Origin of the sequence: Streptomyces sp. NPDC052682 (assembly GCF_040678435.1) — a bacterium.
GTDB lineage: Bacteria > Actinomycetota > Actinomycetes > Streptomycetales > Streptomycetaceae > Streptomyces.
In genome coordinates this window covers 292,661-315,462 of sequence record NZ_JBFATS010000002.1, presented here as the reverse complement: position 1 = coordinate 315,462, position 22,802 = coordinate 292,661, and the positions used below count along the sequence as shown (strand labels likewise).

The window sequence follows — 22,802 nt, the reverse complement described above, 5'->3', positions numbered from 1 at the left end:
TTGAATACCCCCCTAGACAGCACAGGGAGGAACCCGCCCAACCGTCTAGGGGGGTTGACAGCTACCGTAACCGACGCCCCGTCAACTGTCTAGGGGGGTATACGAGAAGCCGTGTCGGCGGTTGACCGGCTCTCTACGAAAGCGTCCAGTGCAGGGCGGTGGCGTCATCGTGCGCCTTGCCGCGAGGCCAGCGCCGGCCGTCAGGATCGCCGTCCTCCGCCTTACGGGTCTGGCGGATCAGTTCGTCCGGGCCGGCGGAGTCGAGGAGAGCCAAGGCCTCCTCCCACGAGGCAAGCCCGAAACGGTCAACCAGCCGTGTCGCGCCGTCACTCAGCAGCGACACCGAGGCCAGGGAGTCCAGTGACACCGTGCCGGTCAGCGCATGCTCGGCCGCGAGCGGATCAGGACCGGCGATCCAGAAGCCACCCGGCCGGTTACGGAGAGACGTCATGGCCTCCCGGTACTCGGCGAGGGCGACGGCGTGTTCCGGTGAACCGGTGGGCAGCTCGTCAACTGGCCCGCGAAGCCGCGCGCCGACCTCGTCCAGGCGCCGGTCAGTGATGACGGAAGAGCTCCCGTCCCGCATCGCGAAGAGCAGTGAGGAGTCACCGAGTACGAGGTGTTCGAGCACGCCGTCACGGGCACGGACGGCAACGACCGTGCTGGTGGGACTGGCCCGGTACTCCAGGTCGCAGATATCCTCGTGAAGCGAGCGGGTGATGTGGATGGAGTCGGCCAGGCACTCGGCGAGCGACCAGGCCGGACGCGCGACGAGGGTGCGCAGCAGCAGCGTCCCCAACGTTCCGGAGAACCAGGCGACGCCGTGCACGCACCCCGTTTCCGCGCTCCCCACGCCGGCGCCGTCGAGGAGAACGGCGGCATCAGGGGCGGCAGCGGCGAAGTCCTCGTTCTCACTGTCCGGCGTGGACGGCGAGGTACCAAGGGTGAACCTCACTCCGCCGTCTCCTCGTCGTGACGGTAGAGCGGGCAGACCAGTTCGACGGACCGCGGCTCGCTGGTCTCCGGGTCGTACTCGACCCCCACCAGGGTGGAGAACCGGCGCTCTCCTACCTGTCCCCACAGGGAGTTGAGTTCGGAGGCGAGCAACTGGACGACGCCGAGCGAACCTTGGGTGTGGATACCGGCGATCGCCAGGAGCGAGCCCTTGCCGTCCGGGCGCGGCAGTCGGCCGAGATAGCCGATGTCGTACGGCCGGGCCGGATTGCTGTCCTGTCCGGACCGGTGCACCGTGCCCGTGAGCCGGTCCACAAGCGTCCAGGGGCCGTCCTCCGCCTTCTCCCAGCGCAGCACGGGGTCTTGGGCGTAGGTGTTCCACATGGTCTGTGACATGCGCGGCCCGCAGACGACAACCAGGCCGTCACGGTTCAGGTCGATGTCTCCGCTCACCGGTACATGCTCGGAGGTGACGGCGAGCCCGTACGACCGCGCCAGGTCCTCCAGACGCTTGCCCGAACTGACATCGTCCACGGCAACGACCGTGCGTCCGCGTTCGTCGTCCCGTCGTAGCGGAGTCGCGACTGTGACGGCGCCCGACCCGAGGAACGCACCCTCGGGCGCCGGGCCCGTATGGCGGATCTGGTGAATACGTCCGCGACTGAGCCCGGCCTTCACGGCGATCTGCGCGTACGACAGCCCTTGAGCGTGGAGGTCCTGCACCACGCGACGACGCAGCCGAGCGAGTTCGGTGACCTCCTGCTGCGCTTCGGCCAACCGGTTCGTGACCTCACGCAGGAGCAGGTACGGATCCTCGATCGCCATGATCCGCTGCAACTCGTCCGACATGTGCTCACCTCCCTGTCTCGCCCAAGAGTCTAGGCCCCTAGACGAAACGGGCGGGAGTCGCCGCCCTGATCGAACGCCTACCGCGTAGAAACCGGACCGGCGTCGAGGCACCCCGCGAGGAGTCACCCCCTGCCGCCCGCGTGTCGGCCGAGGAGGAGCGGAGCGGATGCGGTCACGCTCCCTCCCCCACCAGATCCGCCCACACCGAAGATCCGTGCGGCAGAGTCTTGACACCCCAGTCCTTCGCACAGGCCGCCACCAGCATGAGCCCGCGGCCGCCCTCCTCCAGGGGGACCACGTCCCGCATCGCGGGTACGCCGTCGCCACCCTGATCAATCACCTCGATACGCACGAAGTCCGCTCCGAAGCCGACGACCACGAGGAACCAACCGCCGGCCTCCCCGCTCAGCGAATGGCGTACGGCGTTCGCCGCCAGCTCGCCAACGACCAGGGCGCCCTCGTCAGCGCAGCCTCGCTCTTCAAGTAACGCGGCTACGAAGTGACGAGCTTCGGCGACTTGCTCCGGCCGACCAGGGAAGGCGCGACCCCACTTGGTGAGCACAACAACACTCCTTGTCTAGAGGGCTAGACACCACGAGGAGCAGAGTATTCCTGCCTGCTGCACCAATCCAAGCATTCGGAGGAATTATTCCTCTACCGAGTGATGGTGGTCTCCACCGCCCGGAACTCAGTCATCAACCGCATCAGCAGATCCCGTACCTCACCACCGAAGACGGCCGCGGCCTCGAACCGGCTGAACATCTCCTCGTACCGAGCAAGGTCGTCTGTCTCAGTGGAGACCCGCTCACCCGGGAACGCCTCCACCACGACGGACCGCCGATCGCAAAGCGTGAAGCCATGACGAGGCAGCACCGGCACCGGTCGACTCCACGGGATGACCCCGAGCTGCACCGTGTCCAGACTCTCGACGGCCAACAGTCGATCAAGCTGGGCAAGCATCAACGACGGCGCCCCCGGCCAAGTCCGCAACACCGCTTCCGTCAACACAAACACCGACTCGCGCCCCGGCTCGTACAACAAGCCCTGTCGCTCCACGCGAGCAGCAACGGCCCGACCGACCGCCTCAGCGTCCAGGTCCGGTGAAGTCAGGAAGACGTGCCGGGCGTACTCGGCACTCTGGAGCATGGCCGGCAGGACCACGCACTGGAAGGAACGCACCAACCGAGCACCGCGGACCGCCTCATCCACAACGAGGCTCGCAGAGACGTCCTTGCCCGAGCCCGAACCGGTCTCCGCCGCAGCCTCAACAGCGGCCAGCAACTCGCGGACCTCACCCGCAACCGACTCATCGAGCCCAAGCGCCCGAGACAACCGGTCCAACACGTCAAGACTCGGGACCATACGCCCGTTCTCCACCTTGGAGACCGTCGGTTGACCCACCTCGGCCCGCTGAGCCAGAGCAGCGCCCGTCAGACCGGCATCCGCACGCAGAGCTCGAAGACGTGCCCCAAGCACTCTCATCCGCTCGCGCCGTTCACTCCCCATACCCAGGGTTCTACACCACGAGCACCAGCCACCAGGCACATGAGCAGCATCAACGACCAACACCACGGGCGTGATTCAAACTCTCCCTACAGGTTCAAGCCCCGGCTGCGCTCCGCTCCGCCGGGCGCGCTTACCGGCTCCGCTGCGGGCGACGCTCCTGCCTTCGGCCCGCTCCGCCCGCGCTGCGCCGACGCGCGCCCACAGGTGGATAGGGCCGGTGGCCATGAATCGACCACCGCGTACGCGACGGTCAGAACAGTGCCTCCGGCGGGGGATCGGCCGGCACCGGGATGAAGGGGGCGCCGTCGCCGACCGCGGGTCCGCCGTGGCGGATGCTGGGGGCTCCCATCCCGCAGACCATCGACCCAGGCAGAGCCGAGCAGACGCGGCCCCTGGCGTCCAGGTCGTTCGTACAGTGGCGCGCTCCACCTGGACGCCAGGAACCACGTCCGCTCCACGGTGTGTGGGTCGACGGCGTACGGGACGGGAGCAGCGGGGGTGGTTGATAGTGGTGACAACTTGACCTCAAGCCGAAGGGGCAAGTCTGTCTGAGCACTGGTGGCGGCGTGCCATACTCAGCCGCCCAACTCCTAACCCTCCCGCGCTCATTGGATCTACGGTAGGTTCACCTTGTGGACTTTGATCTTCTCGCTGATCTTGATCACAGGATCGACGCCTCCCTAGTTCAGTTCAAATCCGGGTTAAGACGTCACGACGATCCATTGAAAGTCGTACGCGAGTTCATAACCCACGGCTCGTGTGTGGCAATTCCGGGCGAACCTCACGCGCTGCTACGCGAGGCGGTCGCTGAGAAACTGAACGTGCACCCGAATCGCGATGTATATACCGTGGGCTCGGCCAAGCTGGGGTTCAGCATCAAGGCACACGCTAGATATCGCCGGTTCAACGACGAGTCGGATGTGGACGTCGCCGTAGTTTCCCCTGAGCTTTATGCGCAGCTTTGGAAAGAAGTGCGGAACTTCAGCGCGAGCGAGGGCATATGGAAGGATAGCGACTTGAGATGGTACAAGAATAACCATTTCAAGGGCTCTATCCATCCCAAGTCATTGCCAACTTCTCCCCTTATTCCCACGGCGGCGGATTTATGGGAGTTGGCGCGTGTTCTTCAGAATGATCAGGCTGCAGGCCCATATGCCATCACTTTCGTGGTTTGGAATGACATGGATGCCCTAGAGTCATATCAGGCTTCATCGGTAGCATTGTGCATGGAGAGTGAGAAGCTGTGAAAACAACGGCCACGAACAAGAAAATCCGTGAGCTACTTACTGCGATTACCGACGGTGCGCTGGTGCTTCAACCAGAATTCCAGCGGCGATTGGTTTGGACCCCCCGCCATAAGCAACTCTTCATTAAGACGGTTCTTGAGGGGCTTCCATTTCCTGAGATTTTCCTCTGTGATGGTGAAGTGGATGTTGACACGGGTAAGGGAAGTCAACAAGTCGTAGACGGCCAGCAGCGAATTACAACCCTCTATCAGTACTTCAAAGGATCGCAGGATCTGAGGCTCGGGAGCTTGACGCCCTACGCGGACCTTGATCAGGAGGTAAAGCAGAAATTTCTGAACTATGACGTGGTCGTACGAGACTTGGGGTCCCTTACCGATTCGGAGATCCGCGATGTGTTTCACCGAATGAACTCGACGCAGTACGGCTTGAATGCGATGGAAGTGAATAATGCGCGGTTTGACGGCGCTCTCAAGCAAGCTGCAGACAGGGTCAGCAAATGGGAGATCTTCGAACGCCGAAAGGTGTTCACGGCGGTGGACGATCGGCGAATGGGAGACGTTAGGTGGTGCCTAACAGTCATCATCACAGTAATTTCCGGCTACTTCAGTCGAGACGTTGAGCATGAAGTATACCTGGAAAAATACAACGATGAATTCCCCATGGAAAGTGAGGTCCTTGCCCGACTGGAAACAACTCTTGCTTTCCTGGATGGGTTGGGTCTAGCTACAAATAGTCGAGCATGGCAGAAGAACGACCTATTTACATCTGTCGTTGAAGTGTATCGCCTAAATCCCGAAAACTGTATTGACCGTGACGGAGTGGCCGCAAAGATGGACGAGTTTTACGCGGCTGTTGATCTAGTGTCTGAAAATAAAACTCCGCCAGCCGAATACGCTGTCGATGCCGTGCAATATCACACGGACGTCATTTCGGGTACTAATGAGAGGGCTCGGCGGGCCAGGAGGGGAGACGTAATCAAACGCCTAATCTCCTCCTATTTCGCCGCAGCCTGAAAAGTTAGCGTCGGGCACGGTGCGCCGTCCTCACCAATGGGCGACGCACCTCAGCTTGGGCTGAGCCGCCTGCGGGCTGTCCGAGGGCGGCCACGGCGACACGATGACTGATGCTGTGCGCCAGGCTACGTGGCTAGTGGTCGCGCTGATCGTTCTGATCGTCGTCCAGGCGGTCGCAGCGCGCATCCCCCAGCCGCGTGCAGCGGAGTACAGCGACCGCACCGACCAGCATCGACTGTCGGTGCCCTCGCAGGATTCCCGACTCAGCCCAGCAGACCTAAGAGGTCATTTCAGTTGCAGCCTGCGGTGGCATATGAGGGTCGCGGCGATGGCGGTGAAGGCAAGGAAGTGTTCGGCTTCCGCTCGTATCGGCGGTGGAGGCGTCGGCAGCCGGAGAGCCAGGACACGGTCCGTTCCACGCCCAGCGGTGCCGGCCCAGTCGTTGAGACGACTCGACGCCCTTGCGGGCGAGGCGGTGCCGGATGCCACGGGAAGACAGCCAGCGCCGCAGGTGCTGGTAGTCGTAACCCTTGTCCCCGTGCAGCTTGCCGGGCCGTCGGCGTCGGGGACCGCGGCGTGAGCGAATGGGTGGGATACCGCGGACGAGCTAGGATGAGGGCCTGGCTTTCGTGGAGGTTCGCGGCGGAGATGCCGATCGACAGCGGCAGTCCGCGGCGGTCGATGATGAGGTGGATTTTCGATCCCTTCTTGCCGCGGTCGGTCGGATTCGGTCCCGTCAGATGCCCCCTGTGAGGGCTCGGACGCTGACGGAGTCGATCGCGCACCGCGACCAGTCCAGCCCGCCCCGGGAACCTAGTTCGTCCAGGACCAGGCGGTGGAGCTTGGCCCACACCCTGGCCTCGGTCCACTCGGTGAACCGGCGGAAGGCGGTCACTCCCGACAGACCGAAACCCGGTGGCAGCTGGTTCTGGTGCAGCCCGAGGTAGCCACAAAGACGATCGCGGCCAGCACCTCGCGATCCCCTCGCCGGCGATGCCCTCCACCCTGCGGGCGGACCGGGGCCGGCGGCACCACCCGCTGAAACAACTCCCACAGGTCTTCCGGCACCATCCGCTCGACAAGCACAGCAGCCATCACCCCAGACTGCCGCAAGGTCACGCCAACTGAAATGACGTCTAAGCAACCCTGGTGCCTGTTGTTTCGCATAGAGAGGGCTAGGGCACGGTCTGGGTCGTGTCATTGCTATGTCAGAGCCGACGGGGGCCCCACGAGTGATCGGAGCGCACAGGAGTGAGTTCGGACGGCGTTTACGGCCAGAGGGAGACACCCGCAGGTCACGCCTGCCCAGCCTCAATCGTTCTCATAGTGCCCCGCATTTCGAAGCCTTTTCAGTCTCAACTCGAGTGCCTGTCCTTCGTCCCGCGCTCTCTGCAGATTCTGACGGATTTTGGCTTCGCTGAAGTCGGTTTTTTGACGACTCTCTGCCTGCTCGAGTAGCTGCGCCCAAGTCGCCTCTTCTGTGCGGGCTTCCTCATACAGTGATCGCAGAGTCGCCAAGCCATTCTTTAGCACTTGTCCACCTCTGGCGATCTCACCAGCCTCTGCCGCCCGCACGAGTCGGCGCGCTTTCGCTGCCCCCGCTCCGCCTTCCGAAGCGACTTGCCTGGCACGCCTAACGAGGTGGCCATCAACCCAATATACGGGCTGTCCATTCATCACTTTTCGTTGAGAATTCTGCTTCAGCCTGTGAATCAGCTTCCTAACCCGCACCACGTCAGCCTGGGCAAATTCGCGGTCCGCTTGGAATGTTTCATCATCAGGATGAACCTCGAGAGAATCACGAGCTCGATCAAGCTGCGCCATGGCGTGATCTCGATGCGCAACTAGAGCGAACATGAGATCTTCAACTTCGGCCTCTGGTAGCACCAACGGGCGATCGACACTTGCGGCGAGATTCTCAGCTTGGGCAACCGTCGATGCGCTAACTGATGCGCCAAGCTCCTTTCTCGCCACTTGCAGAAAGCCGCCCAGCTGCAGGATTAGGAAGTCGACGCCGCACCTTTCCTTCATTTCAGCAACGAGCTCAGGGCGGGCGCCAACGATCAGGCCGGCCTCCTTCCTGACCCAGTCCTCCTTTGCGTCGTTCGTCACGAGCAGGATCGGGGAACTCAGTTCCTCAGCGCGACGAAGAACTTGCTCCCACACGAAGTAGTCACCGTGTGCATTCTCCTTCTTATTGGAATCCTTATAACCGGGCGGGCGTTCATCTTGTGCTCGCCTTTCATACTCCTCTATCAGTGCACGCGTTTCTTCCTCATTAAAACCCTGCCCGGTCTTGCCGTCCAAAATCTCGGCAAGTTCAGACAGGACTGGGTCCCCAGAGATTACTCCCTCTAGAGTAAGGTCGAACGATTCCGCATGTTTTGCCACCTCCGCCTTTACGCGGGTAAACACCTCTTGAATGGGTTCGACAAGGGCGCGCTTATCCTCCGCCGCCATCGAGCACCTTTTAGCGAAAGCATAAAGCTCTTGGAGGACCTTCGCCTTATGATCGTCCAACGACTTAGGAACCGAAGCGTAGAGCGCAAGGTGATCCTTAACCGCATCCACCCTGCGGTTGTAATATTCCGCCGCTACCTGGTGGGGGATCCAGAGTCGATCGCCAACTCGTCGGAGCGCTTGAAGGAGCTCCTCCCGGGCGTCAGGCGTAAATCTATACAGCTCCAGCAATACGTTTGTGTCCACCACCACCGTGTAGCTTCTTACGCCCACTTCGTAGTCACTAGCGGGACGACGCCACAAGCCGTCAAAAGCGGCAAGAAACGAGGAGGTCATGAGGCTTTAGACTCCAGCAATACTGCAGTGAAGTGAAATATTGGCGATTGCTGTCATACTGCACAAATGGGACAATTTCGGGCTCTGATCAACTCTGTAGACCATTCTAATGACCACTGGCATCATTAGGGGATGATTGGCGAGCTTCCTGACATCGTTGTGGGTCAGACCTTTCCGAGCCGGCGCGCGTTGCACGATGCGGGCGTGCATCGGCCGCTGCAGGCGGGCATCTGCGGCACCAAGCAGACGGGAGCGGAGTCCATCGTCGTGTCCGGCGGCTACAAGGACGACGAGGACTACGGAGCCGTGATCATCTATACGGGGCATGGTGGTCGCGACCCCGAAACACAAAAGCAGATCGCGAACCAAAGCCTTACAGACCCGGGTAACGCAGCTCTGGTTACAAGCTACCTGGAAGGGTTTCCGGTTCGAGTAGTACGCGGAGCGCAATCACGTTCTCCATACGCCCCTGCTGAAGGCTACCGATATGACGGCCTTTTTAGTGTTAGCAGTTTCGGAAGCACAATGGGAGTCGATGGCTTTTTGGTATGGCAGTTCCGTCTTGAGGCTAAGAACCAGCCTGAGCAGGGGGCGACCCCGATTCAGAAGACAACTCACCGATTTCAGTAGAGGGCTTGAGCCCCCGCAAGCTCGTAGCCACCCAACGGATCGTACGAAATACCGGCGTAGCCCGACAAGTCAAAACGTGGCATCGCGACCAATGCCAAGTCTGCGGAACCCGACTCGTCGTCCCAGGGGGGACGTACAGTGAGGCAGCGCATATTCAGGCCTTGGGCGCACCGCACAACGGAGCCGACATCGTTGGAAACATCCTGTGCCTTTGCCCAAACTGCCATGTTCTCTTTGACGCTGGGGCCATCTACCTACGGGATGACCTCGTAGTGATGGCAGGTGAGACGGAAGTGGGCCCCCTCCGTCTCGACTCGAGGCACCAAATCCGACTGGAGTGCGTGCGAAGCCACCGAGCGAGATGGCGTCGGTGACCATAGGGTGGGCCGGGGCACGGCCTGCAACAAACGCTAGTCCGGCCCTCGCGTTGGATGCCAGGTTCGGTTCGCAGCCGCGGCCTATATGTGGACAGAGACCTCACTATGGGCACGCCAGGAGGTGCTGACCAGCGGAGACGCGCTAGACACACAGGCTCTGCGGAGCCGTGTGCCCGCACGAACCTCCGTACTGCTCCCACAGGCACGGCCCGAGCTCTAATCTGAACCGGTCACTGAGGGGGGAGCATGGCCGAGGTCGAGCACACATGCCCACACTGTGGTCACGGCGTAGGCCGACTGATGCGCGTTAGAGAAGAAGGTGTTTCGAGCTGCGGGAGTTGTCACAAGAGTGACTGGTCCCGCCGGTTCCCTTTCCCGGAGTCGGACGCTGACCGCGCACGGCGGGAGGCGCGGGAAGCCCGCCGTGAAGAACTCAAGGCGATCAGTTCCGATTCCTTGTCGAGTGACGCGGAATGCGCCAACGACGAACTTGTCGAGGACTGCGGCTTCACCCCTGCGGAACGGCTGCAGCAGGAGCAGGAGGAACTCATCCAGCGCGTCCGCGATGAGGAGTCCATGAAGTGGGCCAAGGCCGTTGTGACCGGGTTCCTCGCGCTACTGGTTCTGATCGTGTGGTCGCGCGCCAGCGGCAACGAGCGAGGCCACCTCAACGACCCGACCTGTCAGTACGCCGGAAGATCGATGGAGTGCTGGTGAGCCAGGCACTGCCGCGCAGCGGAGTAAGGAGTGTGTACCTCGCCCTTTCACGAGGCAGGGCGTGGTTAAGTCCACGCCCAAGCCGCCCCGGAAGACCTACCGGGTGCCCGCACCCACCACCAAGAAGCCGGACTCCAGTGGTGCGCACACCTGCTCCAGCGACGGCAGCCAGTCCGGCTACGCTTGTGCCTCCACAGGCAAGGTTGTCGTGGAAGATGAGTACTGCGCGAGGGCCGACCACGCCGCACTCTCAGGGCCAGCAACGGGCGCATGGTCACCTGCGAGGACTACAACGGATGGCGCTGGAACGCCTGACGAAGTCGCCTCAACGCTTCTGACATCCACAGCTGACATCAACGACGCCGGACGGCGGCGTACACCAGCATCTCCGTCCGGCCGGCGGATCAGTCGATAGCAGCAGGCGGAGCGAACTCGGATCGAACTCCTAATGCGGTGGTCACACCTACCTACAGCGTCGGACGTGCCAGCCCAACCAGAAGCGACAGCAGGAACGCCACACGGTCGTCGCTACGTCGTAGGGCCGGTACATGATGGCAGCATGCAGGGACGGATATCCGGTATGCGGCGCGGCATCCCCGCACTACAAGCGCACCAGGTCAAGCTGTGTTCAGCGGCTAACCAACGCCGCACGGACCCGACATCAATCGCTCGGATCCTCGGCCCGCTACGCGTGAACCGCGTCCGGCAGCACCTTCCGAAGCGCACTGCCCACTGCGGGCCCGGCCTCTGATACCTGACGCAGATCAGTACTTCTCAGGTAGCGATAGCTCTGCGGCGGGTGGAAGGTCCCTGCAGCGCGCAGTGCACTGAGGGGCACCGGCTCGTCGAAGGGCACGGGATCCTCCAAGGTCAGACCGCTCGCCTGGGTAGCACCGTCCATGTAGGCGTCGTACTCGCGTTGAGTGATCCCTGTCTGGGCGTGATGCACCGACCAGACGTCCTTGGGGGAGCCCACGTGGACCGAGGCGATGCGCGCCATGCCCACCAGAGCCATGGTGGGCGCGGTCGCGTACAGCAGAACCGGGGTTCCGGGCGGCGCGGCGACGCGCTGGCGGCGGACTTCCACCGTCTTGCTGCCGGCCAGGATCGCGGTGGCGAAGCGCGGGTGGACGGACAGCAGCATCGCGCGTTCCGGATCGTTCACGTCGTTCGGTGCCCCTCTTGGTAGACCGCCTGGAACAGCTCGTTACTGATCTTCGACAGGGAGATCAGCGACAACGGTAGTCCCAGCTCCTTCGCCAGGGAGGTCAATCGCCGCAGCGCCACCGGCTTCGGGAAGATCTCAGTGTCCGAGAACCTCAGCGCCATGGCACGACCGGAGGCGTCGGCAGCTTCTTGAACCTCAGCCCGACCATATACGCCCAGGTGTTCGAATTTCGAGAAGAGGGTGTCGGGTGTGTCGATGAGCACCTCGTCGAGTCGCGAACTGCCCACCACCATCTGGCCTTCGCCCGGGGAGTTGCCCTCGCTGACGTACCAGAGCAGGCGAGCCGGAACGCTCTCTCCGCGGCGGCCCGAGGAGCGGTAGTAGACATGCTCTCTGCTGATGCCCAGGACGTCACTGCGCGGAATGAGCATGGCGGGCACGTTGAACAGCTCGCTCGACCAGCGCGGCTTGATGGGCACCAGGAAGGACGGCAGCTTCGAGTCGATGACCTTCGCCGGCCACCACGCACGCTCCACCACGGCAGCCACCTCGGCGGGCATGCCAGGGCGGAGCTCGGTCGTGTCGACAGTCAGTTCGCGGGCGAGCCCTCCAGCCACAGCCTCCACTTCGGCTGCCGTCCCGCACACATTCACGAGGAGAGCGACGAGCCTGCCGTCATGCTCGAAGAACCCGTCGTCGCCGGCCGCGGACCTGGCGGCCTCGGAGGGATGCGGATCGCTGACGCGGATGATCTCTGCACCGCAGTCCCGGCCGAGCCGCTTGATCAGGAAGAGGAGTTGCCGGGCCAGAGTCTGTTCCAGTGGGTGGCCGGCCGTGCGGAGGACGGGGACAACCAGGGTTCGTCCGTCCAGTGCCCATGCGTAGAGGGCGACCGGGCGGCCCTGACCATCGCGGAGCAGCTCGCGGCGCCAGGCGACCGCGCCCTCGCTCAGCGACCGCAGCCGCTCGGCGAAGGCCGATCCGTCGTCGCCACCCGATTGATGGAAGAAAGCGACCAGTTCATCCTCCGCACCTGGTGCCACCTCTCCGGACCGGAACTCCGTGCCCATCAGATCGGCCGGACGGTACACCTGGGCCTGCCGCAACTCGTCCACGTGCAGCGTCACGGTAGAAGGTGAGACGACTCGGACGCGGGCGACCTCCCAGGCCACGTCGGCCAGACGGGACAGCAGTGGATCACGGGTCGCCAGGACTTGCAGACCGGCGCACGACGTCTCGGCCACGTACCGCAGGCGGACGCGAAGCCCAGCGTCGACGGTCAGGTCGGGCATGGCCTGCGCAGCGGCTTGGAGCAGTTCACGGCTTCGCTCGTCCACGGCCGCCGAGTCCGGGGAGAGCTTGCGCAGGCCGGTCAGCGCCGCCCGCTGGTGTTGACGTTCTGCCGTGTCCGGGAGGTCCCGGATCTCATGGACCAGCTGGGGTGTGTAGGCGAGCTCGACGAGATCCGCCATCCAGCCGGCTTCCAGCGCGCGGGACTCCTCCGCGTCGGCCGTGTCAGCGAGGCCGCGCAAATCGGTGAACACTCGGTGGTCGACCGTGACCACCAAGAGCGCGTGGCTCTCCATCTCCGTGAACAGGTCCGGATGGCCGAAATCCAACCACCATCCGTCCAAGATCTCGCCGTCACGGCCCCGCCCTCGCACCTCGCCATCCGGGATGAAGCCGAGACTCCTCCACATCCCGCTCAGGTTGTAGTCCCGTCGGCACTTGGCCTTGATCCCGAGTCGCTGTGGGTACCGCTCCTTAATGCCCTCCACCAGCTGACGGGCGATTCCCCGGCCGCGCTGTTCCTCCGCCACACACAGGTGTGCGAGCCGAATACGCGCGCTCCTCTTCGGCAGTCCGAACAGCGCGTAGCCGAGCACCTCATCCACTTCGACCGCAGCCAGAAGGCCACCGTCTTCCGCTGCCTTCCGGTAAGCAGGAGGTGTGAGAAGCCCCAGCGTCTTCGTGTAGCGATCACCCAGGGCTATGGCCTTGTCGATCAGCTCGTCCTGCGCGGGCGAAACAGACACCAACTTGATCGCCATCACTCCCCCTCCGTTTGGCCGGTCACGCGGCCACAACTCCCCTTTCATTACATACAGGAGAAGCTGATCTCATTCACCGCCGTCCCCTCAAGGGGGCACAAGGGGCGCACGGTACTCCGGAGACCGTCAGAAATGCCCTTACGCCTGCTTGGCTCCCGTCTGCTTGGCAGCTGGCTCACTCAGCTGCTGCCGCACCTCGGCATCGATCCCCTGGCCCAGCCTGCGTTGGTGCTTCGCCGTCGAATGCTGGTGGATCAGCTGGGCCCGCTCCGAGGACTGGCCCGCGCGGACCGTGAGGCTCTCCAACTTGGCACACACCATCGTGGCTGTCGTCGGCTGAGGTTCGTGCCACAACCGTGCCAGATGCAGGAGTCAGTCACGGTCAACACCGGTACCCCGCGGTCGAGTAGCCGCCCGCTTCTTCGGTCGGCGAAGCCGCAGCTCAGCACGCAGATCACCCAGCCTCTCTCCTAAAGCGGGTGTCGCAGGTTCGAATCCTGCCGGGGGCACAGCGTTGAACAGGGCGAAGGCCCCGGAACTCCCAGGTCAGGGAGGGTCCGGGGCCTTTCTCGCGACGTCGGCTAGCACTCTCACTACGGTCTGCCTACACCCTCGATACGCCCTCACTACGGGACTCCGTCGCCTAAATATCACCTAAACGATCATGGCATTCCGCAGGTGGGCCCAGACGTGAGCAACCCCCGCACTCCCATCGAGAGGCGGGGGCTGCCTGTGCCGGGCCGTTGCGGGAGGGGTCTCCTTCCGTGTAACGCCCGGCACGCTTAGGGCGCGAAACCGCTTACGCACCACAGGTCACCCGGTGATCGGGTTGACCAGCATCACCCGCTAGACGCCAGGGACCACGCCCGCTCCACGGTGTGTGGGTCGACGGCAGACGGGATGGGAGCGGGGTGAGTGGGGGGCGGAGAAGGGGTTCGACTAGCCGGACCCGAGCCCGGGAAGTTCCCCCAGCCCATCACCCGGCAAGCGACTTGGCAGCGTCGTAGCTCCGCACCAGTCTCACGACCCGAAGACCACTTGGAGAACGACGCCGATGATCCCCAGTCCGGGGAGCGCGGCGACTGCCAGGCAAAATCAGGAGGCCACTTTCGCACACAGCGTTCCGTGCTCCCGCAACACCGCGACAGCTACCAACGCAACGCCAACCACGACAGCGGAATAGAAAAGCGCGGCCATGGTTCACCTCCCCAGTCCGCGAGACTCTACCCCGGTGATACCTGCATGCGGGCACCCCCCCGAACACCCAAGACAGCGTGCCCGTTCGAGAAGCACGCCACGGGGAACGCCGGTCAGCCCTCATCGAACGAGCAGGTCACCGTTATGCCAGCTCAAGCCGAACCCACATACGCGATCTTCCAAGTTGGTGCTCTACAGCAGCCTCGCCATGCATGACTCGATGCTTGAGACGCCCTCGGCGAGTAGCACGCCAGACCCCGTCTAGAAGAGGTTGGGCAGGACAAGTACGAGGTGCGAACGAGAGACAGACGCTGAGAATGCACCTCCGTGTCCTGAACGGACGTCGGCGGCCTTTGGCATCCACGAGCTGAGCGACCCAAGCCGCCAGGATGACCAGCCTGCGCTGCAGCCCCTCCCGGACGACCGCAATGGTGCTGGCCATCCTCGTTCTCCAAAACCCGACCTGCCAAGGATGAGAAACGCTCAGCCATCCCGACCGACCCTGGTTGGTGATGAGTTTTCGCGCCCGCACCCGTCACACCTACGACGGGACACGACCAGGCGGAAGGATGACGTCATGAGCGCGGACACACGGCTGGAGGAGCTGGGCGTGAGCGGTCTGGGTGAGGTCGACGAGTCGGCGTTCTCGAGGCTGGCGGAGCGGCACCGGCGGGAGCTGCACGTGCACTGCTACCGGATGCTCGGGTCGTTCGAGGACGCCGAGGACACCGTGCAGGAGACGTTTCTCCGTGCCTGGCGGCGGCGGGAGACCTTCGAGGGGCGGTCGACGTTCCGGGCCTGGCTGTACGGGATCGCCACCAACGCCTGCCTGGACCTGCTCGCCAAGCGCCGCCCGGAGCCTGCGACCGGCGGCGAGGTGCTGTGGCTGCAGCCCTACCCGGACCGGCTGCTCGACGAGCTGCCCGCGGGCGACGCGGACGAGCCGGAGAGCGTCGCCGTCGCGCGGGAGACGATCGAGCTGGCGTACGTGGTCGCAGTCCAGCACCTCGCGCCGCGCCCGCGGGCCGTACTGATCCTGCGAGACGTGCTCGGCCGACCGGCGAAGGACGTCGCGGAGATCCTTGGGGACTCCGTCAATTCCGTGAACAGTGCGCTTCAGCGGGCCCGCGCCGGCATGCGGGAGCACCTGCCCGCCGAGCGGCAGGACTGGACCGGCGGCGAGCAGGACGCGGAGACGCGCGAGCTGGTGCGCCGTTATACCGACGCCAGCGTGGCCACCGACATCCCGGCGCTCGCCTCGATGCTGCGGGACGACATCCGCTGCTCGATGCCGCCCACGCCGGGCCTGTACGTCGGCCGCGACGCGGTGGTGAACGACTGGGTCGAGAGCGGCTTCGTGGGCATGAAGGGCCTACGCGGCGTCCCCACCTCCGTGAACCGGCAGCCCGCCGTCGCCTTCTACCTCTGGCAGCAGCGGGAGGGCGCGTACCTGCCCCTGACGATCGACGTCCTGCGCGTCACCGACGGGGTGATCACCGAGATCGTCACGTTCCACGACGACCGGTTCCCGCGCCTCGGGCTGCCGGAGCGCCTGCCGATGGACGGCAAGGAGTAGTCCCGGTGCGGACGCTCACGCTGCGCGGTGGCGCGCGTGTCGCGGTGGTTGCGGCGCGGTGGTGCGAGTACCGCGGCGGCTGCCGCACTGGGTCTGTGGTGCCGCTGGACTGTTCCGGTCCCCTGGTGAGGAGGCCGCCGCGCCGGTTCCTCACTCTTGCCGTGGGCACGCTGGTCGGATGGCGTTCCACATCCCCAGACGATCATGTTTCTGCATCACCCGTTCGGGGGGCTTGATCACCGGGCGTGGACTCTACGCTTCGCCGGACAGGACGAGGACGACGCGGCTCCCTCCCACGCGCCAGGCACTGGCTCGTCGTCACCTGCGGACCCGGGTGGGGAGATCCGGCCTGCAGGCGGCGACCCCCGCCGCAACAGTCGGCGGGGTCGGGGACTCCCTGCATGCGCTGCGGCACCTGCCGGGAGATCACCCGGCCGGTACTCCACTCCATGTGGCCGTTGCTCCGCGCCGCAGCGAAACGCGGAGTAGTGTGGACGGTACCGAGGGCATCTCGCACACCGGCTTCCACGCCGGGTCGTTCTCGGCGAAAGATGAACCCCGGGCCGCCGCAGAGGCGGCCCGGAGACGGGTCCGCATCATGTCGGCGACCTTGTACCCCACTCTGCCGCACCCCGAGCCCGTCGCAGCCCCGGCCGCGCGTCTCGCACTGAAGACCGACGGCACCTCCCGCGGACTCCTGGACGGAGCCTGGTGGCCCCGCTCCCGTGATCTGCTGAGCGAACTGCCGGCACTCACCGACGTGTTGGACCCCTTGTGGGGCCGCATCACCCGCATCGCCGTCAACCCGGAACACTGGCCGGTCATCCCCCGCACGGTTCCCGTGGACGGCCACACCGTCAAGGTCGGCTGGTTCACCCCGGAGATCGACCCACACAAGCTGCTGCTGCTCTCCTACGGCACCGGGCGCTTCGATCTCCTCGTCATCCCGCCCGGGACCGAAGCGGAGTCGGCGGCCCGGCTGATGGCTGCCGCGTCCGACTACGACGGCCCGCCACTGACCGCCAGCGCGCTCATCGCCGCGGAAGAGGACCGGCACGGCGTCTTGGCGGCCGACCAGCCACTGGACCCGGACGAGACATGGGAGTACGAGGGCGGCGCCTCCGCGGTGTCCGCAACCGTTCCCCAACAGACCGGTCCGCCCCGCCGGGCCAGCCGACTGATCATCGGTATGTGAGGTGGCCGCCATGAACGCCTTCCTGACGGCCGCCGCCTTCGTGGTCCTCATCGCAGCGGCGGCGTACGTGATCCACCGGCTCAACCTCCAGCACGCCGACAGGATCGCCGTGTACCGGTACAGCGCTCCCCGGCCCGGCCGCCGCGGCCGGGCCGGGCCGCAGCAGCACCACGCACCACGGTGATCATCCGGGCGCCCTACCGGCCACCCGGCCGCGCCTCTGAAACGTCGGCTCAGTCCACGGCGACGCGTGCCCCAGCCAGACCGGGTCTTCCGATGTCGGACGGATAGCCGAGCTCGACGGTGATGCGCAGCCGTGCCTCGCCGATCGCCGCCTGCCGTCCGGCGGCGGACTCGCCGTCTCGTCCTGCGGATGCCGCTCCGGTGCCCGCCGCACGGAGGTGGTCACGCGTGGTTTCCGGCGGGCCGGCGGTACGTGGCCGACCCACTCGGGGAACCGGCTCAGCGCCTCGCGCGCCACGTGGGAAGCGATCTTCGCAATGACCCGGCCGGCGACGGTGATCGCTCCGCGCTCCCCGCTGGCAATGCCCGGACGCCGATCGGCTCCACCAGTCACTGCCGCCAGTCTCGCCGAACCCGTCGCCGGTCATCGCGGATCCGCTCCTGCCGGTCCCGGCGGCGGACAAAGTCGCCCGGTTCGAGGTCGCCTTCCATGAACCGGCCGGCCACGAGACCGACGACGCCCAACCCCAGCACCAGCAGGAAGGCCCAGACGCCACCGAAGTGCGCGGCGAAACCCAGCGCCATTCCGGCCATCAAGCCCACCACGGCCCTGCTCATCCCGCGCTCCTTCACTCAAGTGGGTTGCTCCGCCCCCGGCTACTGGATCCGCTCCCGCTCCTCCCCTTCGTCCTCCTCGTCGGGGAGCTTCACATCGCTGACCGTGATGTTGACTTCCACGACTTCGCGATCCGCCATCCGCTCCACCGCGGAAATCACGTTCTCCCGCACCTCACCGGCCACGTCCGTGATGGAGACGCCGTAGTCGACGACGATCTCCAGATCGATGGCCGCCTGCTTCTCTCCGACCTCGACACTGACTCCTCGCGTGGCGGACTTGCCACTGCCGGCACCCGGCATCCGCTCCCGCATGGATCCCATCGAGCGCGCGAATCCGCTGCCCAGGGCATAGACGCCGCGCACGTCCCGTGCTGCCATTCCGGCGATCTTCTCCACCACCACATCGGCGACCGTCGTCCGGCCACGAGAAGCGGAAGGGTCACTGCGCCTTGCGCCGGTGATCTCGGTCATCGGGATATTCCTCCCTCAGAGGCTCACCTGAGCCTTATTTGTCAGATTATATTCGCTTTGCACCGAAGTGGGGACGCCGACGGTACGGCACCAGTTCGGCCAGGGTCGGCTGCTCCCGCTGGGCGGGCCCGACGGCGGGACATGGAGCACTGAGCAACCGGCCATCCAAGCCCTCGGGCGGGCCGCGAACGAGATCCTTGGGGTACGGCTGGAGTCTCTGCGCTCGGGCCGGCGCCGCCCGAATCCGTGTCCGAGCCGGCGGTACGTCCTCCCACCAGCGCGCTCTCGCCGGGCCCGCTCAGGATCGAAGCCGCCTTTTCGGCATCGCTCGGGGAGCCACTGTCCGAAACCGCCGACCAATGCAGGAGCAGACTGCTGGACGCGGCCGCTCGACGGCTCGGTCTGGCCACCGTGCCAGCCGACCTGCGCGTCACGGATGTCCATGAGGTCCCGCAGACAGGTACGAAAGCGCGGACCGCTGCGAGACCCATGAGGCTCACGCCGCAAAGCGCAGCCGCAGCAACGACCGCAGCCGCACGCAGCTCGCTCCCCATGACCGGAGCGGGCTCCCCGCGAGGGCCCGTCGGGGATCTGGCGGACGTCGCAACGGGTGTTCCGGGCGTCGCCGGCCTCACCACCGTGCTGGGGAGCCGCCCGGTCAGGATGGAGGACCAGGCGGACCCACCCGGTCGGCGTGTCCAAGTCCACCTCGCGGTCGCCCCCGGACACCATCCCCTGGAAGTCGCGCGCCGTCCGGACTGCCGTGGCCGACGCGGCGGCCACCGACGCCCAGAGCCCGGTCACCGTTGCCGTCCTCATCACCGAGACCGCGGTGTGACCGGCCGGCGTCCGAACGCTCATCAGCGATCAGCGGAATCCGCTTCACCGGCCGGAGTCGGCTCTGCCGACATGCACGCGGCCGCTCCACAGGCCGCGTCTGACACGGTGTGAGACGCCCGCGGCGGGGTACCCGCGATAAACAGAGGGCCTGCGCAGCCGCCGCTGACGAACGAAGCAGACGCCTCCCATGGTCGCGTGATGTGTCCGCAACCACGGAGGACGAAAGGCTCTGCCTGCGGCCCGGTCCCAGCGGCTCCCGGGGCGGCGCCGAGCCAACCGGCCTTCTTCAAAGAGAGTTCCACCATCATGAGCAGTAACACCACGGTCCGGCCCCCGCCCCCGCCCTCGGAGGCGTCCGGCAGTGACTTCGCCCGCCTGTCGAGAAAGATCGCCGCCGCCGGGCTGCTGGGGCGCCGTCCCGGCTACTACGCGCTGCGGACCACGGTGGTGGCCGGGCTCTACGTCAGTGGGTGGGCCGCCGTCGCGCTCATCGGCGACAGCTGGTGGACTCTGGCGGTCGCCGCCTTCCTTGCCGTCGTCTTCGGCCAGGTCGCCCTGCTCGCCCATGACGCGGCGCACCGCCAGGTGTTCCGCCGGCGCCGGGCCAGCGAGGTGTCCGGACGGATCGCCGGTGCCGGTATCGGGATGGGCTACGGCTGGTGGCAGGACAAGCACACCCGCCACCACGCCAACCCCAACCACGAGGAACTCGACCCCGACCTCGACCCCGACCTGCTGGTCTGGTCCCAGGACCAGGCGCGGGCCGCCAAGGGGCTCCCCCGCCTGATCGGCCGCTGGCAGGCGTTCCTGTTCTTCCCGCTCCTCACCCTGGAGGGCTTCAACCTGCACGTGTCGAGCGTGAAGGCACTGGCCAATCGCTCGCTCAAGCACCGCACGCTCGACGGCGTCCTGCTGTTCGCGCACTTCGTGCTCTACCTGACCGTGCTGCTGTGGCTGCTGCCGCCCGGCATGGCGATCGCCTTCCTCGCCGTCCACCAGTGCCTGTTCGGCGTCTACCTGGGCTCCCTCTTCGCGCCCAACCACAAGGGCATGCCGACCCTGACAGGCGAGGACCGCCCGGACTTCCTCCGTCGCCAGGTGCTCACCTCACGCAACGTGCACGGCGGCAGGCTCACCGACATCGCACTGGGCGGTCTGAACCACCAGATCGAGCACCACCTGTTCCCCAGCATGCCCAGCCCCAACCTGCGCAGGGCCCGGACAATCGTGCGGCGCCACTGCCAGGAACTGGGTGTGGACTACGTGGAAACCGGGTTGATCTCCTCCTACCGGTTGGCCCTCGCCAGTCTCCACCGTGCCGGAGCACCGCTCCGGCACGCACGTGTCCCCATCTGAGAGACCTCCCGGAGCCGTCGGAGGCCGTGATGTGGTCACCGTCGACACGCCCCGGTCCGCGCGGAACACCGCAAAGAGCACGACGGCTGCGCCGGCCCAAGCCGAGGAGCACGGATGCGGCGCATATGAGGCCGGGAACCCACCTTGCACCGCTGCGCAACGGCCCGCCCTGCGCAACGGTGCAACGCCCGCGCAAGAGCTGCCCAAACGAGGTCGCCCGCTTCGAGGGCAGGAGTGCCGAGGTCCTCCAGCAGCATGCCGAGACCGGGTGTGCACGACCCCCGTGAGGGAGCCGCTCAAGCAGGCGCGGGTCGGACACACCACCGATGACGCGACCCTGCTCCTGATCGAGTGGCGCGGCTGACCTCGCTCCCGCCGTCCGACACCGTTGCGCCGGTCGCGCCCGGCGGTGACCCGTCAGCCCGACGAACCGCGCCCGCTTCCGGTGTCGATGAGGATCTGTTCCGCCTGCCTGATGTTGTCCGCCCGGACCGCCTGGGCCATCGCGGTGCGGGCGGCGTCCGGTGCCGCGTCCGGCGGGACCACCAGGAGCGAAAAGATGTCCCGGTCGCCCCGGGTGATCAGGACCGTGTCGTCACCGACCGGGAAGGAATCGATGTGCACTACGCGGTCGTCCACAAGGATGCGCGTCGGGAGACCATCCCAAGCTGCGGTGTCCAGCCCCACGCGGGTCACGGGGCCGAGGTGGGCGATGAGGGCACTCAGCAGCGCGGGCAGCTCGGCGCCCATGTCGCGCGAGCGCGGCCACCACGCACCATCGAGGACACCTTCACGTGACGCGGTCGTCTCCAGCCGGAGAAGCGCACAACCCGGCCGCACGGCCTCGTGGACTCCGCTGGGCAGACGCCGGGGAACAGGAGGTGTATCCGAGCTGGTCATGAGGACCACCCGTCTGTAGGGCAGGTGCGACAACGAAACCGCCTCGCACCTGCCACGCTACTCCTGGTGCCACGCGCGCCGACGTCTCCGAAATTTCCCACTCTCGACCGGCCCCAGCCGGAACGGATCCAGCACACATGAGGGCGGGAAACTCCGTGAACACACGAGAACCACGGAGCAGTGTTTTCCCAGGCCAGGTGACCTGGAGCGAACATTTCCGCGGGTCGCAGGCCCGCTCGGTGAAAACTCCTGAAGCGGGTGTCGCAGGTTCGAATCCTGCCGGGGGCACAGCGTCGAACACGGCGAAGGCCTGGGACTCCCAGGTCAGGGAGGGTCCGGGGCCTTTCTCGTGGCCTCGGCTTTTCCGCAGGGGGGCCTGGCATGCCGAGTTGGGCGGGGGTCCACTTCCCGCGTTCGATGCTGCCCTGGGTGACGAGCTGAGGGCGACACCCGCGATACGGGTGCCGCCCTCACCTCGTGTGTCCGACGCGCCGAGACGTCAGAAGAGATTCCCCGAATCCACCGGGAAGTCCGGCGGCCAGGGCCCGTCGTACAGCGACTCCCGGCCGCCCATCACCGCGTACTCCGCCTCGCGCCAGTCCGGAGGGCTGCCGACGACGAAGCTGTCGCCGTCTGGGTCCAGCATCCAGGTGTAGATCGCATCGTCCGGCTCCAGCCCGTGCCGCTCCGCCAGCACCGCGAACACCTCCGGACCGGCACGCCGGATGTGGAGGCCGTTGCGGTAGTAGGGCTGCAGGAGCATCAGCCTCACGTGGCCGACATACACGTCGATGTGGGTCGAGGTGCCGTCGATCAGCGTCGACTCGCTCTGCAGGAAGAGCCCCCGGTGGGACGGGTCGAACCCGACTACTCGGAACAGCCTCCCGGTACGGACGAAATCGGTCATGCCCCACCCCTCTCCCGATCACGGCACTGGCTCCCCGTTGGCCGGCTTGAAGCGCTCCTGCGGTCGCCGAGCCTGACCGCGATGCGCAGCTTTGTCATCTCCCAGGCGGTGCCGTAGCCGCTGGCCTTGATCGTTCTTGATGGTCTCACCCCGCTTCAGGAACAGCCCGAGCGCATCGTCGGCCTTGGCGGTGCTGCGGACGCCGTCCAGGGAGACCGTCAGCCGGACGTTGGGGTCGGACACCGGGCGGG

General features: G+C 65.6%; 21 protein-coding genes, 1 tRNA gene and 3 pseudogenes. 11 read left to right on the top strand and 14 right to left on the bottom strand.

Annotation, left to right across the window (positions count from 1 at the left end; all coding sequences use genetic code 11):
• Nucleotides 1-133 precede the first annotated feature (133 nt).
• The 4 genes from AB0K80_RS03920 to AB0K80_RS03905 all read right to left on the bottom strand — a co-directional run bounded on the left by AB0K80_RS03920 (nt 134) and on the right by AB0K80_RS03905 (nt 3,309).
• Complete coding sequence (locus AB0K80_RS03920) at nt 134-955, bottom strand: integrase (RefSeq protein WP_365665506.1); 822 nt, start codon at nt 953-955, stop codon at nt 134-136.
• The gene (locus AB0K80_RS03915; protein WP_365665504.1) at nt 952-1,803 is read right to left on the bottom strand and encodes a sigma-70 family RNA polymerase sigma factor; all 852 of its coding nucleotides are present in this window, start codon (nt 1,801-1,803) and stop codon (nt 952-954) included. The genes AB0K80_RS03920 and AB0K80_RS03915 overlap by 4 nt, the downstream gene beginning before the upstream one ends.
• A gap of 172 nt (nt 1,804-1,975) precedes the next feature.
• Entirely contained in the window at nt 1,976-2,365 is a 390-nt protein-coding gene (locus AB0K80_RS03910; RefSeq protein WP_365665502.1) for an ATP-binding protein, read from the bottom strand.
• A gap of 92 nt (nt 2,366-2,457) precedes the next feature.
• Nucleotides 2,458-3,309 (bottom strand): helix-turn-helix transcriptional regulator, encoded by an 852-nt coding sequence (locus AB0K80_RS03905; protein WP_365665500.1) that lies wholly within the window; start codon nt 3,307-3,309, stop codon nt 2,458-2,460.
• A gap of 632 nt (nt 3,310-3,941) precedes the next feature.
• Here AB0K80_RS03905 and AB0K80_RS03900 point away from each other — a divergent pair.
• Together AB0K80_RS03900 and AB0K80_RS03895 are read left to right on the top strand one after the other, a co-directional pair.
• Nucleotides 3,942-4,556, top strand: coding sequence for a hypothetical protein (locus tag AB0K80_RS03900; protein ID WP_365665498.1), 615 nt, complete (start codon nt 3,942-3,944; stop codon nt 4,554-4,556).
• The gene (locus AB0K80_RS03895) at nt 4,553-5,569 is read left to right on the top strand and encodes a DUF262 domain-containing protein (RefSeq protein ID WP_365665496.1); all 1,017 of its coding nucleotides are present in this window, start codon (nt 4,553-4,555) and stop codon (nt 5,567-5,569) included. The genes AB0K80_RS03900 and AB0K80_RS03895 overlap by 4 nt, the downstream gene beginning before the upstream one ends.
• Nucleotides 5,570-5,854: 285 nt before the next feature.
• Here AB0K80_RS03895 and AB0K80_RS03890 read toward each other — a convergent pair.
• Both AB0K80_RS03890 and AB0K80_RS03885 read right to left on the bottom strand, forming a co-directional pair.
• Nucleotides 5,855-6,664 (bottom strand): annotated as a pseudogene (locus tag AB0K80_RS03890) (IS5 family transposase).
• Between the two features lie 216 nt (nt 6,665-6,880).
• Complete coding sequence (locus AB0K80_RS03885) at nt 6,881-8,365, bottom strand: PIN domain-containing protein (RefSeq protein WP_365665494.1); 1,485 nt, start codon at nt 8,363-8,365, stop codon at nt 6,881-6,883.
• 132 nt (nt 8,366-8,497) lie between these two features.
• On the opposite strand from AB0K80_RS03885, the gene AB0K80_RS03880 reads away from it, so the two are divergent.
• The 3 genes from AB0K80_RS03880 (at nt 8,498) to AB0K80_RS03870 (ending at nt 10,089) form a co-directional block, all read left to right on the top strand.
• Complete coding sequence (locus tag AB0K80_RS03880; protein WP_365665492.1) at nt 8,498-8,995, top strand: YDG/SRA domain-containing protein; 498 nt, start codon at nt 8,498-8,500, stop codon at nt 8,993-8,995.
• Nucleotides 8,996-9,000: 5 nt separating this feature from the next.
• Nucleotides 9,001-9,369: an HNH endonuclease gene (locus tag AB0K80_RS03875; RefSeq protein WP_365665490.1), complete on the top strand. Its 369-nt coding sequence runs from the start codon at nt 9,001-9,003 to the stop codon at nt 9,367-9,369.
• A 249-nt stretch (nt 9,370-9,618) separates the two neighbouring features.
• A complete protein-coding gene (locus tag AB0K80_RS03870; protein WP_365665488.1) occupies nt 9,619-10,089 on the top strand; it encodes a hypothetical protein in 471 nt (156 codons plus the stop codon).
• A 685-nt stretch (nt 10,090-10,774) separates the two neighbouring features.
• Here AB0K80_RS03870 and AB0K80_RS03865 read toward each other — a convergent pair.
• From AB0K80_RS03865 to AB0K80_RS03855, 3 genes and pseudogenes are all read right to left on the bottom strand, one after another.
• Nucleotides 10,775-11,254: an ASCH domain-containing protein gene (locus AB0K80_RS03865; protein ID WP_365665486.1), complete on the bottom strand. Its 480-nt coding sequence runs from the start codon at nt 11,252-11,254 to the stop codon at nt 10,775-10,777.
• Nucleotides 11,251-13,308, bottom strand: a complete 2,058-nt coding sequence (locus tag AB0K80_RS03860; protein WP_365665484.1) for a GNAT family N-acetyltransferase — start codon at nt 13,306-13,308, stop codon at nt 11,251-11,253. Before AB0K80_RS03860 ends, AB0K80_RS03865 begins: the two co-directional genes overlap by 4 nt.
• 138 nt (nt 13,309-13,446) lie before the next feature.
• Nucleotides 13,447-13,620 (bottom strand): annotated as a pseudogene (locus AB0K80_RS03855) (site-specific integrase); the annotation flags it as partial.
• Nucleotides 13,621-13,742: 122 nt separating this feature from the next.
• Here AB0K80_RS03855 and AB0K80_RS03850 point away from each other — a divergent pair.
• The 4 genes from AB0K80_RS03850 to AB0K80_RS03835 all read left to right on the top strand — a co-directional run bounded on the left by AB0K80_RS03850 (nt 13,743) and on the right by AB0K80_RS03835 (nt 17,460).
• A tRNA-Arg gene (locus tag AB0K80_RS03850) sits at nt 13,743-13,817 on the top strand.
• 1,265 nt (nt 13,818-15,082) lie between these two features.
• Nucleotides 15,083-16,081: an RNA polymerase subunit sigma-70 gene (locus AB0K80_RS03845; RefSeq protein WP_365665482.1), complete on the top strand. Its 999-nt coding sequence runs from the start codon at nt 15,083-15,085 to the stop codon at nt 16,079-16,081.
• Nucleotides 16,082-16,571: 490 nt separating this feature from the next.
• Nucleotides 16,572-17,276 carry a DUF5994 family protein gene (locus tag AB0K80_RS03840; protein ID WP_365665481.1) on the top strand — a complete coding sequence of 235 codons (705 nt, stop codon included), beginning with the start codon at nt 16,572-16,574 and terminating at the stop codon, nt 17,274-17,276.
• A 10-nt stretch (nt 17,277-17,286) separates the two neighbouring features.
• Nucleotides 17,287-17,460, top strand: coding sequence for a hypothetical protein (locus AB0K80_RS03835; protein ID WP_365665479.1), 174 nt, complete (start codon nt 17,287-17,289; stop codon nt 17,458-17,460).
• Between the two features lie 389 nt (nt 17,461-17,849).
• Here the strand turns inward: AB0K80_RS03835 and AB0K80_RS03830 are convergent, their stop codons facing one another.
• Together AB0K80_RS03830 and AB0K80_RS03825 are read right to left on the bottom strand one after the other, a co-directional pair.
• Nucleotides 17,850-18,077, bottom strand: coding sequence for a hypothetical protein (locus AB0K80_RS03830; RefSeq protein WP_365665477.1), 228 nt, complete (start codon nt 18,075-18,077; stop codon nt 17,850-17,852).
• 39 nt (nt 18,078-18,116) lie between these two features.
• Complete coding sequence (locus tag AB0K80_RS03825; RefSeq protein WP_365665475.1) at nt 18,117-18,548, bottom strand: Asp23/Gls24 family envelope stress response protein; 432 nt, start codon at nt 18,546-18,548, stop codon at nt 18,117-18,119.
• Between the two features lie 694 nt (nt 18,549-19,242).
• On the opposite strand from AB0K80_RS03825, the gene AB0K80_RS03820 reads away from it, so the two are divergent.
• Together AB0K80_RS03820 and AB0K80_RS03815 are read left to right on the top strand one after the other, a co-directional pair.
• Entirely contained in the window at nt 19,243-19,386 is a 144-nt protein-coding gene (locus tag AB0K80_RS03820; protein ID WP_365665473.1) for a hypothetical protein, read from the top strand.
• 308 nt (nt 19,387-19,694) lie between these two features.
• Nucleotides 19,695-20,744 carry an acyl-CoA desaturase gene (locus tag AB0K80_RS03815; protein WP_365665471.1) on the top strand — a complete coding sequence of 350 codons (1,050 nt, stop codon included), beginning with the start codon at nt 19,695-19,697 and terminating at the stop codon, nt 20,742-20,744.
• Nucleotides 20,745-21,161: 417 nt separating this feature from the next.
• Here the strand turns inward: AB0K80_RS03815 and AB0K80_RS03810 are convergent, their stop codons facing one another.
• The 3 genes and pseudogenes from AB0K80_RS03810 to AB0K80_RS03800 form a co-directional block, all read right to left on the bottom strand.
• On the bottom strand, nt 21,162-21,644 hold the full coding sequence (locus tag AB0K80_RS03810) for a DUF5994 family protein (RefSeq protein WP_365665849.1): 483 nt from the start codon (nt 21,642-21,644) through the stop codon (nt 21,162-21,164).
• Nucleotides 21,645-22,143: 499 nt separating this feature from the next.
• Nucleotides 22,144-22,551 (bottom strand): hypothetical protein, encoded by a 408-nt coding sequence (locus AB0K80_RS03805; protein ID WP_365665469.1) that lies wholly within the window; start codon nt 22,549-22,551, stop codon nt 22,144-22,146.
• Nucleotides 22,548-22,794, bottom strand: a pseudogene (locus tag AB0K80_RS03800) (polymorphic toxin type 27 domain-containing protein). Before AB0K80_RS03800 ends, AB0K80_RS03805 begins: the two are co-directional and overlap by 4 nt.
• Nucleotides 22,795-22,802 lie beyond the last annotated feature (8 nt).

Coding starts and splice junctions, on each gene's coding strand:
- AB0K80_RS03810 (WP_365665849.1), bottom strand. CDS start 21,644: ATGACCAGCTCGGATACACCTCCTGTTCCCCGGCGTCTGCCCAGCGGA.
- AB0K80_RS03870 (WP_365665488.1), top strand. CDS start 9,619: ATGGCCGAGGTCGAGCACACATGCCCACACTGTGGTCACGGCGTAGGC.
- AB0K80_RS03830 (WP_365665477.1), bottom strand. CDS start 18,077: ATGAGCAGGGCCGTGGTGGGCTTGATGGCCGGAATGGCGCTGGGTTTC.
- AB0K80_RS03805 (WP_365665469.1), bottom strand. CDS start 22,551: ATGACCGATTTCGTCCGTACCGGGAGGCTGTTCCGAGTAGTCGGGTTC.
- AB0K80_RS03835 (WP_365665479.1), top strand. CDS start 17,287: ATGAACGCCTTCCTGACGGCCGCCGCCTTCGTGGTCCTCATCGCAGCG.
- AB0K80_RS03815 (WP_365665471.1), top strand. CDS start 19,695: ATGAGCAGTAACACCACGGTCCGGCCCCCGCCCCCGCCCTCGGAGGCG.
- AB0K80_RS03880 (WP_365665492.1), top strand. CDS start 8,498: ATGATTGGCGAGCTTCCTGACATCGTTGTGGGTCAGACCTTTCCGAGC.
- AB0K80_RS03860 (WP_365665484.1), bottom strand. CDS start 13,308: ATGGCGATCAAGTTGGTGTCTGTTTCGCCCGCGCAGGACGAGCTGATC.
- AB0K80_RS03825 (WP_365665475.1), bottom strand. CDS start 18,548: ATGACCGAGATCACCGGCGCAAGGCGCAGTGACCCTTCCGCTTCTCGT.
- AB0K80_RS03845 (WP_365665482.1), top strand. CDS start 15,083: ATGAGCGCGGACACACGGCTGGAGGAGCTGGGCGTGAGCGGTCTGGGT.
- AB0K80_RS03905 (WP_365665500.1), bottom strand. CDS start 3,309: ATGGGGAGTGAACGGCGCGAGCGGATGAGAGTGCTTGGGGCACGTCTT.
- AB0K80_RS03885 (WP_365665494.1), bottom strand. CDS start 8,365: ATGACCTCCTCGTTTCTTGCCGCTTTTGACGGCTTGTGGCGTCGTCCC.
- AB0K80_RS03915 (WP_365665504.1), bottom strand. CDS start 1,803: ATGTCGGACGAGTTGCAGCGGATCATGGCGATCGAGGATCCGTACCTG.